A 17386-nucleotide genomic window follows, 5' to 3' on the forward strand; every position below is an offset into this window, starting at 1 on the left:
TTCTTATTTTTTCAGTATAGAGAGAAGAAATAACAAAGGAAAGCGTTTTCAGGTCTATTTATGTCACAAAGAGGTCACAGATAGGATTTTTGTTGGCCGCAGTTTATCTAGCCGTTCAGTCTTGCGATATGATACTATTATTTCGATGGGGCATTCTCTTTTTGTGCACTGCTACTATGACCCCGCGTTGTTGGAGGGCGACTTATGTCCATGGATACACAAAAAAATCACCATGGTCTTTCAGAACCTGAGCGATTTGCTGCGCTGTGCCGTATTAGTGCAGCCTCCATGGGTGAACAGGATGAAGGTCATCTGCTTCATCTGATTGCTGAAACTGCAGCTAGCTTGACCGGTGCCGAGTTTGCAGCCTTTACCCTTCGTCCTACTAATGAACACGGAGAGTTGCTTGGTCCTGCTGAGGGCAGTTCTTTTCATCTGGCGGCAGTCGTAGGAGCTACTCCCGAGCAGGAGGAGCTCTTTCGTCGTTTCCCTATGGGGGGAGAAGGCGTACTTGCACCCATTTTCCGTTACAAGGTTCCGGTACGCGTTGCCGATGTATTTGCTCTCAGACATAAACATCCTCGCGAGGCTGAGAATATGAAGATGGAAGCGCGGGATTCGGCACTTGCCTTTGCACATGGGAAGATTCCTGTTGAAGACCTCCAGGCGATCGGGGTACCCCGTGGACATCCAATTACGCGGAGCTTTCTCGGAGCACCGATGCTGAATCGGTCGGGCGAGATTCGTGGCGGCTTATTGTTAGGACATTCTCTTCCTGATCAATTTACAGAGCTTGATGAAGAGATCCTGATGGGGCTCGCCGCTCAGGCAGCCGTGGCTGTGGATAATGCTTATCTCCATCACACCATGCATATGCAAGCACAAGAGCTGCAAGCTATTTTTGAAAGTCTCTCTGATGGTGTGACCCTGGTAGATCTACACGGTCTAATCGTGCGTGAAAATCGTAGTGCTCAGGTGCTGCGACAGGATTTAGAGGCGTATACGGATGGCAAACAGGCTCTGGAGGCTCTTATCCATGTCCCCGCTCGTAGCGCTCTGAGTGGTTTGGCAGAACATGATGTGATTGTGGCGTTGACGGACAGACAGAATGAGCATCGTGAGTTTGTGGTGAATGCTTCACCCCTGCATCAGAATCGCTCTACTTCCCGTGACGAAGTTATCAAACTTGCCGGTGGGTATGAATCTCCGCATCTTAATCCTGTTCGCGGGGCGGTCGTTGTCTGGCATGATGTGACTGAAAATCGGCGATTGCTGCGTGAACGATTGATTCATGCCGAGACAGAGGCTCGTCGTGTCTTGTTGCAACGTATTCTGGACGAACTTCCTAGCAGTGTTTATCTGGTGCATGGGGATGATGCGCGTTTGTTCCTCTCTAATCATGCAGCTCATAGCGTGTGGGGGGCTGATTGGTCGTATGAGCAGCCCATGAGCGCGTTTCTGCAACAGCATGGTATTCAAATTTTTTATATGGATGGACGTCCAATCCCTCATGACCAGATGGCAACTATCCGTGCCCTCCAGCAAAACACCTCTATTTATCAGCATCAAGAGAGTATCCGTCATTCCGACGGTTCGACGCTTCCTGTTCTGGTCAACGCTATTGCTCTTGATCCCCATACCTTTCCGTTGCATCTTTCGTCGCAAACTTTAGCACAGCCTGAGCCGATAGCTCTGGTGATGCATCAGGATGTTTCTGCTCTTAAGGAGGCGGAAGCGTTGAAGGATGATTTTATTGGTATTGCCGCTCATGAATTACGAAATCCATTAGCCGTCTTACAAGGATTTGTCCAGCTTTTGGTCTCACAATTGGTGACAGAGAATGAGCTGGCGTTAACCCATGATCAGCAAGAATCTCTGGCAGGCATCCAGCAGGCCACGAAACGCTTGAATGATTTGACTGATGATCTTCTGGATGTGACACGTCTCCAGGCTGGTCGCTTGCAGATTCAGCCAGAGCCCACTGATCTGGTTGCGCTTGTCAAACGCGTCGTGAAGCGTTTCCAATTAACGGCTGAGGATCATCGCTGTCTCGTGCAGTCTCAGATAGATGTGCTTGTAGTTTCGATTGATATTCCACGTATAGAACAGGTCATCACCAATATTCTGAATAACGCTGTGAAGTATAGTCCCCAGGGAGATACTGTCCATATCAAGTTGTGGGAGGACGATGAAAATCAGCAAGCTCTTGTCAGCATCAAAGATGATGGTATCGGTATTCCCGCTCAGCAGCAGTCGCGTATCTTTGGGCGCTTTGAACGTGCTGATAACGCACATGCACATGGTATCTATGGCACTGGCCTGGGTCTATATTTGAGCCGAGAACTAATCGAACGTAATGGAGGTCGTATCTGGTTTCAATCCGTGGAAGGGCACGGAACTACCTTTTTTGTCTCCTTTCCTTTGCACCCCCTGGACGACGAGAGCGATCTCTAGTATCCTCCGCCATCGCTATCTCTCCTTAATCTGCTCGCCTGCTCTTTTGGTGTATTTTATGTATAAAAATTATACAAGGGAATATTGTGTAATTAATGAGTATTGTATTTTTATCTATGAATGTGTTATACTATTGCCTGTTATGTACTAATGCATAAATTTGAAAATAGCTGCGAGAGATTTCTCTGAGTATTGGAGCGGTGAGTAATCTAAATGTAGTAGATTGCTGCATCGTGTTAAATAAAAATTTCTTCGATCTCTACGCGTATGTTTTCTGGAAGATTTGTGGATCAGGTTGAGGATGTATGAAGATAGATAGTAATAAACATTTTGATTTGCCCCTTTCAAGCGCACAGATGCCACTCCTGCCAGATATCCCAGGCACACCGCCAGCAAGAATCTCTACGATACCGCGAACGCTTAAAAAGACGCGCCTGGAGCGCTTGTATCTCAACGAAGATCCTTTGATTTTCCAGGTTATCACGGCGGCGCTACCCGTGATTGAAGATACAACATACCGGCGCAGAAAATTTACTCAACTGTGGTTTAAAAATTTCTGCCTGCTGGCGATGACTGATCCCCTCTATCGGAATTCGCTTTTTACTATGGCGAGCACGTTTATATTGGGAGGCTTAGGCTTTTTCTTCTGGATCATTGTGACGCGACTGTATAAGACGGAAGATGTGGGGGTAGCGACAGCTCTTATCTCTCTGATGACATTGTTAAATAGCTTTACGGTGATGGGTTTAAATTCCAGCCTAAATAGGTATCTTCCCAAATCTCCGCACAAAAATGAATTAATTAATTCTTCATTTGTAGTTGTCACATTGATTACGTTTCTCGTGTCGCTGGTCTTTTTGCTGGGATTACGTTTATTCTCACCACAATTACTCTTCTTGCAGTCCAATCTTTTCTATATGATTTCATTCATGCTTTTTGTGATTTTTTATTCCTGGAATATGTTAGTGGAAAGCATCTTTATGGCTTTCAGAGCAGCTGGAAATATACTCATAAAAAACACGCTTATCAGTATCTTCAAAATTGTTATCCCCTTTATACTGGTCGCATTTGGTGCCTATGGTGTCTTTGCATCGACGGCCACGGCGTTCGCGTTCGGCGTATTATTTAGTCTGGCCGTACTTGTGTTTCATTTTAAAATCAGGCCCTCAATGGTAGTGCATATTGCATTATTGAAAGAGACTCTCTCCTATTCCTTTGCTAACTACCTTGTCAGCTTTATGTTTAATATGCCATCGCTTGTGTTACCAATTATCATATTAAATGTATTATCTGCCAGATATGCGGCGTATTATTACATTGCTTCGATGATTCAAAGCCTCTTGTTGGTCATTCCCATTGCTACTTGTCAGGCATTGCTCACAGAAGGCTCTTATAATGAAGCCGAACTCAAACAACATGTCAGGAAAGCGACGGTCACAATTGCGATCATTCTTATCCCGGCGACAGCCGTCGTTGTTTTTGCAGGCAATATCTTGTTGCAGTTTTTTGGTAAAAACTATGCCTCTGAAGCTTTTCAATTTCTCCAGCTTTATAGCGTATCTACACTTTTTACTGCGCTGCTCCTGATTGCCAATGCGATCATGAATGTGAAGCATCAGATAAAAACGCTGGTTGTCTTAAATGTTCTGGTAGCCTTGCTCACCCTCTTTTTATCCTATGCTTTTATCTCGCACAAGTTGCTCGGTGTCGGTTGGGGATGGCTGATCAGTCAGATCATCGCGGGGTTACTGGCCGGTCTTTTTATCGTATATAGTTTCTATGTTGGAGTGCGGGTGAGGAAAAGTATTGTATGTTAAAAAGATCAGATAGAAGAACCAAAAGAGTTCTGTTGCTCTGGCTAAGTGGCATCTGTGCCTTTGTCTGTCTTGCGGAATGTATGCTCTCTCCTTATATCAGCCTGTCCGTGCTGCTGAATATTCATCCCTTCTTATCCTCCGCAGCGGACAGCACCCCCAACTTTTATGGCGAAAATATGGATATGAGTCAGATTTTGCCTGCGTCACAACACTATATCGTCAATAGCAAGGGTCAGGATCTGATAGATGTTGCTGCTGATCTGGGAGTGAATCTTATTCGCATCACAAATGGCCAGCGCAGCTTTGATAATACTCTGGATTCTATCTATACGGCAGAGCAGTGGAATCAAGTGCTCGATAAGATGCAGAGTAAGGGGATGAAGGCGATTATCCTGATTGAGGTTGCCAGTAACGACAGCGATTATCATACTCCCGATATACGGCCGGTTTATCTGCATCTGGTGCAGGAGTATCTGGATAGTGGCGTTTTTTCTAATCCCGCCGTCTATGCGGTAGATATTAAGAATGAGCCTCTGCTCACCGCTGCCAATATCAGCATGCTTGAGGCTGCGCATGCGCTGATTAAGACAAAGTATCCAGATCTGAAACAAACGGTAGGATGGTGGGCGGGGAGTAAATCCTCAACAGATCCGTACAATCTGAACAACTATAACTGGTCAGACTTTGCTGGCGGCCAAAAGCTGTCCAATATCGTTGACTTTTATGCTATCCACATGTACGGCGACCTGGATAGCGATAATTTGGGGCTGGGCGTGAATGCTGATCTGAAGACCAAACAGTTTCTTGCTCAGGTCGAGAATGGCTTGCAGACCACAAAGCCGATCCTGATTGAGGAATTTGGGGAGGCCAATGGCGATGCTGTGAGTGATCAGAATACTATTGGGAGTCCAGAGTTGCAGGCCAATATCTATCAAGGTGTCTATCAGGCGCTCAAAGAGCTGCATCAGCCTCAGATACTGGGAGCTGTAGCCTATAATTTCTATAGCCGCGATCAATATCCCGATGCCTGGTCTATCGTAAAGGACAATGGGAACTACCTCTTTCCGGCGGCATACATTCTGCAAGAGTACGCTTTAGGGAAGCCCAATGCCTCTCTTCAGACCACAACGGTCGTTCACTCACAGAGTTACCTGCTGCAAAATAGCAGTGACCAAACAACACAGAATCTGCATGTGTCAGATCGATTTGGTCTGAAGCTTCAACTCGATAATAGTGGAACATACTCTGTGCACTTCAGTCAAACAGGCATCTTACAGTTGGCTGAGCCCTTCCATTATGATGCTACAACAGATACATACTATGCTGTCTATCAGGCTACTGGCACAGGGGAAGTTCAACTCACGGTCGTAAATACTATTGATTCAACAAAGGATAACTCCGCCGCGCCAGATTATACCATAACGCTGAATATCCAATAGTAGAAAGATCATGATACATATGAAGAGAAGGAAAATCGTGTTCCTTGAAGCGTTTGCATCGTGAGCGAAAGGATATTTCATCTTCTTAAGCTTCCTGGAATGGAGTATCTCCTCTGGATCTTACGTCCACGGTGTATTGACGTTGGAGCCAGGGCATAAACGTTGTGTCGCCGTTGGAGGCGTCTTTTGTCGAGGTTACTCTTTTTTGTGTCGGGAAGGAGCCGATCGATTTTAATCGGTAGCGAGCACGTGCGCTCAATGAGCGTAGTAGAAATATCAGCCGGCGCAAGCGCAGGTTCATTTTCCAAGACTGCGGTAGAAATGCTGGCAGCGGTCCGACGGCCTGATCATAGTGCGCGTAGCTGTAAAACGCGTCTTGCTTGGCCGTGAGGTCTGTCCCGCGGACGTTTGCGCTTAGAGAGGATGTCGTATAGCCTTGATAGCCTGCGAAGTTATGGGGATGCTTATACGCTTGCGCTGCTGCCTGGACCAGATAGGCCACAGAATGATGGTCACTGTGATCTCCATCATCATAGACTCCCACATAATCTTGCGTATGTATGTGATCGGGCTGAAAAGATGAGATAAATACGCTGAGCGTCTCGATCAATGTCGCTTTACTATAGCTGGATGGGCCATCGATGGTATCAATAGTCGAGATTGACCCCGTCCAGAGCTGTTGTAAGCTCTGATAATGAGTGGCGGCAAATCCATGACCATCGCGATTTCCGTCGGGGAGTCGCATAAAGATAAGAGAGACAGTCGAGTGCTCGGCGAGTGTAAAAAGCGGGATCGAGTGTCCAGAACTGGCGATATTCGTGTGTGTCCAGCCAGGAGCTACTCCGCACATCTGAGCATAAGCCGCCTGGATGCCGATTTCGCGGGATTGCCAATAGGCAGCTTCAGCACCGGCATCGCCCGCCGTAAGGAAGATTGTGCGTACAGAACCACCCGCCTGGATGGTATGGAGCAGGTCTGGACTGAGAAAGAGCAGGTCATCATCGGGATGAGCAACGATGTTGAGCGTTTTTCTGTCTGGTCTGAGCATACTTTACTTGCTCCTGATCATTGCATAGACTTTTTCTAGCTCGTCTACGTGTTTGTTTATCACAAATTTTTCCGCCTTCTGGCGTGCGTTTTTGCCCAGTTCTGTCAATGATGCTTCTTTAGTGAAGAGTCCGATGGTTCTCTCCGCGATTTGTTCAGCGTTGTGAGGATCAACGAGATAGCCATCGATGCCATCATCGATAATCTCTGGGATGCCTCCGACTCGGGTGGCAATGACTGGCCTGCCCGTGCTCATCGCTTCCAGGATCACAATCCCGAAAGCTTCCGCAAAGATTGATGGTACAACAACAACGCTCGCTTTTTGATAGTAGCTATCCAGATCTTGATTCTTGACCCATCCTGTGAAGTGTACATATTGCTCAAGGTGCAGTTGTATGGTTAGATCGAGCAGATCCATCTTGTTGGAGCCGTCTCCAACAATGGTCAGAGACGTTTGGGGAAAGGCGCGAATGATGGCGGGAAGAGCCTGGATTAAGAATTTTGTCCCTTTTACCTGTTCTAAGCGCCCCACGAAAAGCAGGTTGTAGTTGTGCGTGATAGGATGGAATGTCCTGAGCTCGATGAAATTTGGCAGGTAGATGAGTGGCGATACATCGACTTCAGCGACGGTCTGGATGTATTTGCTGGGCGCAAGAAAGATATCAACATTCTTGAGGCCAGGAATATACAGCGCTTTCTGGATAGCATTGAGATAGAAGTAGGTGCACTTCCCTGCGATGGTCAGATCTTTTGGATTGTAAAGATGCTGCTTAAAATGTGCTGGTGCGAGAAACCAGAGCAACAAGTTCCTTAGAAAAGATTCGGGTCCATGCAACGTCATGACGGTCGGATACTTCCTCAGTAAAAAGAGCACTGATGGCGTAACCTGATTCATAGTATGTAGATGGACGATGTCTGGCTGATATGTCTGCAAAATCTTGCGTACGGCGAAAAATGAGAAGGGATTAAAAAGGAAAAAGAAAAATTTTAGGGGACCAGTATGATCGATATTTTTAAAAGTGGCATCGCTAAAGTGTTGGAGATGTTTATTTTTGATTCCTATATCGCTGGCAAGGATTTTTACCTGATGACCGTGATCCAATAAGTAGGGTTTAATTTGCACGACGATATTTTCCGCTCCACCGGCCACATATCCCAGGCTAATTATCTCCAATACTTTCATGGGCATCTTTTTGGGGGCTTCATGATTATGCATCGTACGCTCATTTGGGCTGAGAATGTTCACTGTTTATGTCCCTTTCGATAGTTATTTGTGATGATTGATGGTGTCTTCAAGTACAGTATTCATGGCAGCAGCAGCAGCATGCCAGGTGAAGTGCTCCCTGACATGACGAAGGCCGTTGACGCCCAGCAATGTTGCAAAATCTGTGTCCGATAGGATGCGCTCCAGCGCTTCAGCCAGTGCCTTAACATTTGCTGGTGGAACCAGTAAACCGGTCTGATTATCGAGGACTGCACAAGGAATGCCTCCTACTCGTGTCCCGATTACAGGGATCTGGCTGGCGGATGCCTCGATCAATACCAGGCCTAGCCCCTCCGATCTATTGATGGATGGCAAAACGCATACCTCGGCCGAGCGATAGCATTCTGCCAGCTCGGTATTTTCCACTGGACCGGTGAACAAGATGTGATCCTGGAGGCCGAGATCATGGGCCAATTTTTGGTAGCTGGGAATCGCATCCCCTTTACCCACGGCCAGTAGCAGGATGTTCGGATAGCGATCTTTCAGGAGCGCCAGCGTACGGATAAGTATGTCGAGTCCTTTATGGGCATGCGTTGTATCCATCGTCCCGACGAAGAGGACTATCCGCCTATCTTTTTGATCTGTGTGCACGGTTTTCTTCTCATGAGGGTGGGGATGAAACAGATCTGTATCGACGCCGCATGGGACAATACTCAACTTTGAGCGCTGAGCACGTAATCGATGTGATGTATCTACATAAAAGTCGGACGTCGCAACAATACGGTCGCTACGTTCAAGTGTCTTGCTCCCGAGCAGCAGATAGTAAGCTCCTGCGAGTAGTCTGCCAGGGAGGGTAGATTTCTCGATGTCGTTGTGGACAGTCAATACAAAAGGGATGTTCCCGTGTGCACGTTCAGCCGTGTCTGCTAGGAAAGGAACGGGCGTGTGCGCATTGATAATATCAGGCTGCTCGTTTGTGAAGATCTGATTTAACGCTCTCCGCCAGCCGAGGCTTACAGGCGTGTTGGACAGTCTCATGCTTGTCGGCAACGTGTATGTCTTAAAGCCGGCTCTCTCCTCAACGTAGAGCGCAACTGGACTGCGTCCGGTCGTGACGATGAAGATGTCATGCTTGTATGTATCTCGTAGGTGTGTACCTAGCTGAAGAGTGTACGTCTCAACGCCTCCGCGTTCCGGTGCGAAGTAAGGGGTCACGAGGCATATTTTCATGTTTTGAGTCTCCATTATTATGTGAGTAGAAATCAGGATATGATCATTTATAAATATTGTTTTTCCCGTTACTGTAAATAAGGTTTTTATTCGCATCTAAGAATGCTTTGGCAGAGTTATAGGTGAGAATATTTGTGCTAATCGCAATTTCTCGATTGCTTGTCACCTCCATATACACGTAGGCATCTTTCTGGATCACGGGTGGAAAAATGTCACTTGCTGCGGCTATATGTGCATACGTCAGTAGTTTATTGTTTCCGGCTAAATCGGCTTCAACATTTTGATGACTGGGATCATTTTTTGCGAGCCAATCCATGGCAAAAATATCCGATGTATGAACGTAGTAAGCATCGTAATACAAACCGGCATTGTCCAATGTCATTTGAGGATAGTAGTCGCCGGTCAGATGCGAAATGAATCCTGTCAAGTTTAAAAAGAAGAAGATGGCGATGAGCGCAGAAAAAATCACCCTTTTTTGTTCTTTCACAAAGAATAAGACAGCCTCCAGACCAAGCACAATCGGCAAAGAAAGCACAAAAAGCAGCTGCTGAAGCATACGTAGTATTCCATATTCTACTGATAACGCGGGCAGTATGGTGATAAGTAGTAGCAGCAAGAGGGAGCCCAGGCAGAGCAACAGATATGCTAGATCAAACGATTTCTTATTTTTTATAAATAAGATTGCGCACAGACCAATGCAGATAAAGATCTGCATGAAAGCAGCCGATAGCGAGCGTAGTTCTGCCTGAATGTCGAATACTGGGATATGAAGGGACGTTAACCATTTTCCCACTGGCGTTGGTGGTAGCTGCTCTTGTGGGAGAGGGTTGGTTGGATATTTATCTGTGATGGCTTTATTGTAAAATTGACTGGTCTTTGCTTGTACGGTATTGCCCGCTTTGACGACGCTTTGAATATACTCTTGTAGTTGCTGATTGGGATCAGTTTTGGTCGCAGCGAAGATACTATAGGAGAGGTCGCCTGATTTTGTATCGTTGCTGGATTGCACGAATAGGCCATCTACAACTTGTATGAGGACCGAGCCGGTATGCGTTGATGAATTTGTATAGACGGTATTCCAGAGATAGGTTGCTGTAAAGAGAATTATCAGTAGTGGCAGACTGAGAAAAACTTGCTGAGGAAACGCATTTTTTAACTTGATGTGGGACTTTAGGGATAGCCAGGTCAGGCTGTTTTTCACTACAGGTCGTGTGCCAACGAACGTGAAGAGATAGACGAATGCTATCAATGCCAGTAACACAAAGTTGGTCGAATAATGAGAGATGATCGTGCTCAGTGCGAAAATAATAAACAGAAGTCTGCGCATTCCTAAAGGGAGTGTAGGAGTGAGCATCATATATAGCGCCAGGCCAAAGAAAAGAAAACCTATCTCCTGACGATTAAGCATCGGCATGTCATTGAAAAATGTCGGGAACGAGATAAAAAAGAATGTGGATAAAAATGCCAGCACCGGAGTCGTATAGTTTCTGAGTATGAAGAATACGAGGACTGGTGAAGTCGCAAAGAGTATTTGAAAGATGACTTTATAAATGTACATGTCCTGGATGCCTAAGAGATTCGTGAGCATTGTCGGTAGGATCGTAATACTCAGGCAAGCATTGTAAGGGTCCTGAAAAAAGGCCATTTTCCATAGATGATGTGCATTTGTCAATTGAAAGATATAGAACTCCCTTTCGATATCATGGCCTGATATATACCAGCTACGGAGAGAAGTGGTAAATAGCATGGATAAGCTGATAAAAAAAATAGCATATGGAAAGAGATCACTGGCTATTTTATGGCGCAAGAGTATCAGGAGCAGGCTATAGCTGGCGATGGCTCCCAGGAGAATCAGCGTCAGGATATTGCTGCCACCGTTGTTAAGCATGATCGCTCCTAATGTCGCCAGCAGAGGGAAGAAGAGTGGGAGGAGATACAACCAGCGTTCGAGTACCGAGCGTTCGGGCAGATAGATTTGTTTTGCTATCTGAATTGTGAATGGCCTGCTTCTGAGCCAGGCACATAGAAAAAGAAGCAAGAGAGAGATGTTAAAACCTATGGCAATGTTTTGAAAGAGAAGTGGATCATTTATGCCGAATACTGGCAACAGGATATTTATCAGCAGCCCATCTACTTCCAAAAAAGCCACGCTAAGCCCTACGACAATGAAGAGATGCTCCCAAAGGGAGAGTCTCTTCATACGTATAATCAGTGAAATGAGTAGTCCTGGCAATAGTAGACAGGTACAGCATGAAAAAAGTAGTGCTATATGTAGAAAAGTAATATGTGTAAGCTCAAGGACATTCGTGAGAATGTCCCATCCTAGTAAGAGAGAAAACAGGGCTTTTTTACCGATTATCATAATTTTAACGCGCTTTCTCCATGTAATCTAACGGAGTGGCTACTTCTTTATACACATCTTCTATTGAATTCAGCACGCTCGTCCATGAATAATCGCGTGCTTTTTGTACGGATAAAGTACTCAGGGTATCCATTTTAGCGGTATTGGATAAAAGTTCATCAAGAGCCCTGGCATAATTCGCGGCGGTAGGATTTTGAATCAGGATGCCACATTCGCCCAGAATATCTCGTATTTCAGGGGCATCGGAAGCTACAACTGGAAGACCAGCTGCTAACGCTTCCAACATCGAGAGCGAGACACCTTCTTTTAAGGAGGGCAGTACGAATATATCTGCTGCCTCATACAGGGCAATCAGATCTGCCCCTGTCTTTTTTCCATGTAACTGGACATTTTTTAGCTTATATTTCCGGATTAGTGCCTCGATATTTTTTCTCAATTCTCCTTCTCCTACGATGTCCAAAAAGACGCTCGTGTGCATTTGCGACACGGCTTCAATCAGCAGCGATAGGTTCTTCTGCACGACCAGTCGGCCTACGAATAGAAGATGTGGAACGTTATCTTCTGACCTTTTTTTCTCGACGAAGTACGTCTCGGCTACTCCATTGGGGATCACTACCAGCGATGCTAATGGGAGTACATACTTTGCGGCGATCAGTTGCTTTTGCGCTTCGGATAGGCAAATGACCTTGGCGGCCGACCTCAGCACTCTTTTGAGGAAGACGCGCTTATAGGTTTCAAGCAGAAAGCCTAGAGGACCAGAAGGATTGACATCGAGGTGGATATGCGCGATATAGGGTATCCCTTTGATTTTGGCTATCAAGTAGACGACCTCTGGCGCGAAGGCTTGCGCGATATGCAGATGGATCAGCGCATGACGCGGAAGAGTCAGCAGCCGAAAAAACAGGCTGAATATAATTGGGGTGTGTGCAAATTCGATGGATTTCAGGTAGTGAACTGGCACTTTTGTGCTCACCACATTTTGCCAGGAATAGCCTCGGTCGGATGTGTAGACTGATAATTCATACCCTTTGTCTATAAATCTCTCTGAGATCTGTGCTGCGACATTCTCCATCCCGCCCAGATGCGGTGGGTAATAGGATGTGATCTGCACGATAGTTGGTTCATTGCCTCTGTCAGCGCAGGATGTTGCCTCTTTATGATTGGTGAGGCGGGTCAGGCTTTGATCGTACAACTCCAATAACGCGGTCGTCATTCTCTCCCATGAGAAATGCTTTCTGGCTATGGTGCTTGAGTATTCGCCCATCTCTTTCTGAAGGGCGCGATTGCTTTGTATTGTTTTGATGGCAGATTTTATCGCTTCTGCTGTAATATCTACGTAGCTGATCAGCGGACTATCAAGTATCTGGTCAAGATTATTCTGTTTACTGGTAATAATGGGGAGCCCGGTCGCCATCGCTTCCTGGATGGCCAGAGGGAATCCTTCGCCATAGGAGGGAAGAATGAAGGCGTCGCTGGCTTGATAGAGCTGAGCTAGCTCTTCTTGTGGCAATGGCTCTATGATTCTTATCGAGCTATCCGCCTGGATAGAGGCTGGAGTACTTCCTCCACCCACAAACACGAGCAGATAGGCAGGATCTTTGGCCTGATAAAGAACATCAAATCCTTTTTTTGATACAAACCTGCCCACGAACAGGACGATAAATTTATCCTGAGGTATGGCATAACGTTCGCGAATGGCCTGTCTTTCTGGGACTGTTGGCTGATGGAATAACTTAAAATCTACGCCATTGGGGAGATAGTAGACTTCTTTTTTGTATTGTTTTATTAGTGCGTTTACGTGTGAGTTATATACTATTGTGGCGGAGCTGGCATGGATGCTATATATGCCAGCTGTATGAAATGCGAGTTTTTCAAGTAGATGAATGATGATGTTTTTATAGCTCACAAAGCCAACATGTTCCGTAAGAATGAATGGCTTTCCATGCATCTTTGCATAGAAAGCGCCGCAGACAGATCCCATATATAAAGCGCCATGCGCATGCACGATGTCGTGCCGCTTAACCTCTCTCTTCATCGTGAGCAGTAAACGAGGCGAGAAGAGAGGATAGGGAACGCCGCATGCGTTCTCCAACACATTCCATGCGGGCACCCGTACTATGCGGATGCCTTCGCTCTCTTCCAATGTTTTCTCATGCTGAAACTTACTGCTGATAATCGTGACCTGATGACCTCTGGCTACCAATTCTTTGGCCTGGTTATACGCAATAATTTCTATGCCACCAATATGCGGCTGGAAATAATGCGTGACGATTAATATTTTCATCCTTATACGTTCCTCTAATACGCGATCAATATTTGATAGCCGACTGCTTTTCTTTTTCGTTGGCGACCAGGATTGTTTCTCTGATGGCAAGTGCATTTACGCGGCTCGGATTGGAAAAGATGGTAGAAAACTTTTTGTGGAAGATCTGGAGGATCACTTTTGATCCATCTTTGAATGTACTGAGCTTGGTATCTCCTGAGCGAATGCGATAGTTGATGGGCACTTCAGCACACTTGAAACCGCGCATATGGGCCTCAATCTTGATCTCCTGGGAGAACGGCATTCCTGATGAGCGCACATCCAGCTCATCCCAGATCGTTCTGCGGAAGATCCACATACCGGACTGGGAATCCACAAAGGGGAAGTCAAAGAGCAGCTTGATGATTTTTGTGAGCACCTTGTTGCCAAAGATATGGCTTGATGTCATCACTTCTGAGTTAACATATTTCAATCTATTGGTATTAATAAAATCCAGGTTGTCCCGTTCCATTTTTTGGATGATGGCGGGGAGATCCTCAAAGGGATACGTAAGATCTGCGTCGCCTGTGGCTATGATATCGCCAGATGCGTTCGCAAAGCCCGCTTTATAGGCATTTCCGTAACCTCGCACCGGCTGGATGATAACTGTCGCACCATTTTGCCTGGCTATATAGCGTGTTTTATCTTTAGAACCATTATCGATAACCATGACTTCGGTCTTATAACCCATCTCCAGCAGCGTAGTGACAGGTATCTCTCTGAGAACGGAACCGATGCCCTCTTCTTCGTTTAACGCCGGTATAATCACAGTAATTGTCTTCATATCATTTATTCCCTATCCAAAAATCTATCGACTGCCTTTTATTAGTTATTTCAACAATTACATCTTGCCTTCCAGGAGTATTTATAAGCTTAAATTCTTCGCCTTTTGTATAGGATTGATTATTTTTGACCCGTACCTGTCCGCCATCGACGATATGTCGAACACCATTGGCACTCGTCGAAACCGTATAGACATACTGATAGTCGGTTGTCTCTACGTTATGGATGATGAAGGCGAAGCGTATGATATGGTTGCGCGGCATGGAAACTGGCAAAGTGATGTGCTTGTCGAAATAAAGTTCGGTCAATTGGTCTGGCTGGGGAATGAGATCAAGCATCGCGAGTTGATTGTTAAACGATGCGCTGTTCAAATTGGAGAGGATTAGCATACTCACTACTACGATCACGCCCACCACTACAGGTATCAATCTAAAAAATTGCTTAGCTATCAGATGCATTAATAAGCCTCCACTACTGATCACTACTACCCGCTGCTTTTATTAAAGCAATATATTATTCTCTTAAAATTTAAGGCATATATATCTTGGAATGTTATCTAATCTGCTAACAAGTGTAAGAATACAATCTTTTGTTTAGAATGTCAATATCTATAAATCTGAATTTAAATACATGAATAAATTGTCATAAACGCAAATATTTATGTAACACATGTAATCTTATGTCAAATAGATTGTAAACGTAACGTCGCACACTGGCGTGCGACGTTACGTGGGGTTTCCTGCTTGATGGAGAATAATGAATATTGATAAAGTAGTTACAAGGAGGATTTTACTACACGGAACGAGAGATGAGTGGCTCCTGGAGTCTCAAGTGTGCGTATTTTCTCCAATGGGATAGGTTCCGAGCCGAGATGATCAAAGAGGCGAATGCCCTCGCCTAGTAGAACATGGGCGATGCTCATATGGAGTTCGTCGAGCAGGCCTTCCTTCAAAGCCTGTTGAACGGCACTAGCCCCATGAAGCGCTATATTTTTCTCGCCAGCGATCTCTCTGGCTTGCACGATTGCGCTCTGGATGCCATCGGTGACAAAGTGAAATTGCGTCTTACCCTTTTTCACAGATGCCCGCGCTTGCGATTGCAGGACAATTACAGGCCAATCGGGAGCCGTGCCATCAGGAAACACCCATCCATTCTCGCCATCAATCATATTGAAGCTTCTGTGTCCCATAATCACCGCGCCGTTCTCATTCAGCGCATCGCCAGCGATCTCATTGAGATGCTCCCATGCGTCTCCAAACCACGCGAATACCCGCGATATGTCATCATTTTTATCAGCGATAAATCCATCGAGTGATACCGAAAGGCCAAACATAACTTTTCCCATGATATTCCCCACATTCTGTGTAAATGATATTCAATGCCATATCTGGCAGGTAAAAACAGTATATCCCGAGAGAGGCCAAAAAACTTCTCCAATCATGCCGCTATCTGATAATCTCTTCTCGTTTTCCAACATTTTCTTGATTATGTTCCCTATCCAACAAACATACATTATTGCTGATTGATTATTCTCTTCTTTCTGATTAGTATCATATATGATACATAAACTTTGGGGAAATTGTTCACAGATGAAGAAAAAATAAACAAGGAAAAACAGTCATGGAACAAGAAATAGCCGTTCGTTCTTTGCAGGAACGCGTTGGGATATCGGTAGAGCTCAGTGACCAGAAAGTGCTTGTCAATGCTATAGTCGAGGCCGAACAGGTAGGAGTGAAGCAAGTCTGGGTAGGTGGTCCACCTCAAAAGTTGGAGACGCTCACAGTGCTGGCGGCGGCGGCGGCTCGTACAACTCACCTCAAGCTAGGAGCCTCTGTCTTGCAGATCTTTTCCCGCCATCCTGTCCTGATGGCTCAGCAGGCATTGAGCTTCGATGCACTGGCTCCGGGTAGACTAAGACTCGGCATCGGTACGAGCCTGCCAGAGTTGGGCAAGAGCATATATGGTGTAGAAATGAAACGGCCTCTCGCCTATTTGCGCGAATATATCCAGGTGCTACATCCTCTTCTCCAAGCGGGCGAGGTCCATCATCGAGGACAATTCTTTACGACTGATATCTCGTTACCTGCATCAGCACAGATGCCCTTACTTATCTCGGCTCTCGGACCAAAAGCCTTTCATCTCGCGGGAGAGATAGCTGATGGTGCCATTGCTGCGTATTGTCCGATTCCCTATTTGCTGGATACTGCGCTGCCTGCTATGAGTGCAGGTGCAGCCGCAGCCGGGCGCCCCCGACCGCCGCTCATTGCTGGGGTACGGGTGGTGCTCACAGAGGATCGCGCAACCGCATTACGGATAGCACGTCAGAGTTTAGCCGTTGTGCCAACGCTCTCAGTGTATCGTAACATGTTTATTGGAGCAGGCTTTTCAGCTCAGGAGCTTGATGCCGTTTCAGATCGCTTTGTGGAAAGCCTGATAATCTTTGGCGATGATACTATGATACGAGAGCGGCTATTGGAATTGCTCGGAACGAAAATTGATGAACTGAAGCTTGGCCTTTGCTCGGTTGCAGACGAAACGCAAGAAACACTTCGTCTTGCCAGGATCATTGGTCAAATGTGATATCAGGCGTTTGCGGTCATGCCAGCTTGAGAAGATTTTTGAGAAATATATGTAATGTTTTAATATCATTTATAGATATTATACTGTCTACCTAATTATATTGCTGTTATATGTGGTATTAAAAAAATGGAGTGGCCTGTGGAAATTAGTCCACAGGCCACTCGTTAT

The 17386-nt window shown here is 45.8% G+C and carries 12 protein-coding genes; 4 read left to right on the forward strand and 8 right to left on the reverse strand.

Features of this window, described 5'->3' with window-relative positions:
• Positions 1-210 precede the first annotated feature (210 nt).
• The 3 genes from AC27N8_RS10520 (at position 211) to AC27N8_RS10530 (ending at position 5710) form a co-directional block, all read left to right on the forward strand.
• Complete coding sequence (locus AC27N8_RS10520) at positions 211-2454, forward strand: sensor histidine kinase (protein WP_487066699.1); 2244 nt, start codon at positions 211-213, stop codon at positions 2452-2454.
• A 305-nt stretch (positions 2455-2759) separates the two neighbouring features.
• Complete coding sequence (locus AC27N8_RS10525; RefSeq protein ID WP_487066701.1) at positions 2760-4271, forward strand: oligosaccharide flippase family protein; 1512 nt, start codon at positions 2760-2762, stop codon at positions 4269-4271.
• Entirely contained in the window at positions 4265-5710 is a 1446-nt protein-coding gene (locus tag AC27N8_RS10530; protein WP_487066703.1) for a cellulase family glycosylhydrolase, read from the forward strand. The genes AC27N8_RS10525 and AC27N8_RS10530 overlap by 7 nt, the downstream gene beginning before the upstream one ends.
• Before the next feature lie 85 nt (positions 5711-5795).
• Here the strand turns inward: AC27N8_RS10530 and AC27N8_RS10535 are convergent, their stop codons facing one another.
• The 8 genes from AC27N8_RS10535 to AC27N8_RS10570 form a co-directional block, all read right to left on the reverse strand.
• Positions 5796-6758: a PIG-L family deacetylase gene (locus AC27N8_RS10535; protein ID WP_487066705.1), complete on the reverse strand. Its 963-nt coding sequence runs from the start codon at positions 6756-6758 to the stop codon at positions 5796-5798.
• Between the two features lie 3 nt (positions 6759-6761).
• Positions 6762-7973 carry a glycosyltransferase family 4 protein gene (locus tag AC27N8_RS10540; RefSeq protein ID WP_487066707.1) on the reverse strand — a complete coding sequence of 404 codons (1212 nt, stop codon included), beginning with the start codon at positions 7971-7973 and terminating at the stop codon, positions 6762-6764.
• A 51-nt stretch (positions 7974-8024) separates the two neighbouring features.
• The gene (locus tag AC27N8_RS10545) at positions 8025-9191 is read right to left on the reverse strand and encodes a glycosyltransferase family 4 protein (RefSeq protein WP_487066709.1); all 1167 of its coding nucleotides are present in this window, start codon (positions 9189-9191) and stop codon (positions 8025-8027) included.
• 43 nt (positions 9192-9234) lie between these two features.
• The gene (locus tag AC27N8_RS10550; RefSeq protein ID WP_487066711.1) at positions 9235-11340 is read right to left on the reverse strand and encodes a DUF2206 domain-containing protein; all 2106 of its coding nucleotides are present in this window, start codon (positions 11338-11340) and stop codon (positions 9235-9237) included.
• Between the two features lie 217 nt (positions 11341-11557).
• A complete protein-coding gene (locus tag AC27N8_RS10555; protein WP_487066713.1) occupies positions 11558-13837 on the reverse strand; it encodes a glycosyltransferase family 4 protein in 2280 nt (759 codons plus the stop codon).
• 25 nt (positions 13838-13862) lie between these two features.
• Positions 13863-14639 carry a glycosyltransferase family 2 protein gene (locus AC27N8_RS10560; RefSeq protein ID WP_487066715.1) on the reverse strand — a complete coding sequence of 259 codons (777 nt, stop codon included), beginning with the start codon at positions 14637-14639 and terminating at the stop codon, positions 13863-13865.
• A 1-nt stretch (position 14640) separates the two neighbouring features.
• Entirely contained in the window at positions 14641-15096 is a 456-nt protein-coding gene (locus AC27N8_RS10565; protein ID WP_487066717.1) for a hypothetical protein, read from the reverse strand.
• A gap of 317 nt (positions 15097-15413) precedes the next feature.
• Entirely contained in the window at positions 15414-15983 is a 570-nt protein-coding gene (locus tag AC27N8_RS10570; protein WP_487066719.1) for a dihydrofolate reductase family protein, read from the reverse strand.
• 275 nt (positions 15984-16258) lie between these two features.
• On the opposite strand from AC27N8_RS10570, the gene AC27N8_RS10575 reads away from it, so the two are divergent.
• On the forward strand, positions 16259-17218 hold the full coding sequence (locus AC27N8_RS10575) for an LLM class flavin-dependent oxidoreductase (RefSeq protein ID WP_487066721.1): 960 nt from the start codon (positions 16259-16261) through the stop codon (positions 17216-17218).
• Positions 17219-17386 lie beyond the last annotated feature (168 nt).

This window comes from Dictyobacter sp. Z7_2 (assembly GCF_057551105.1).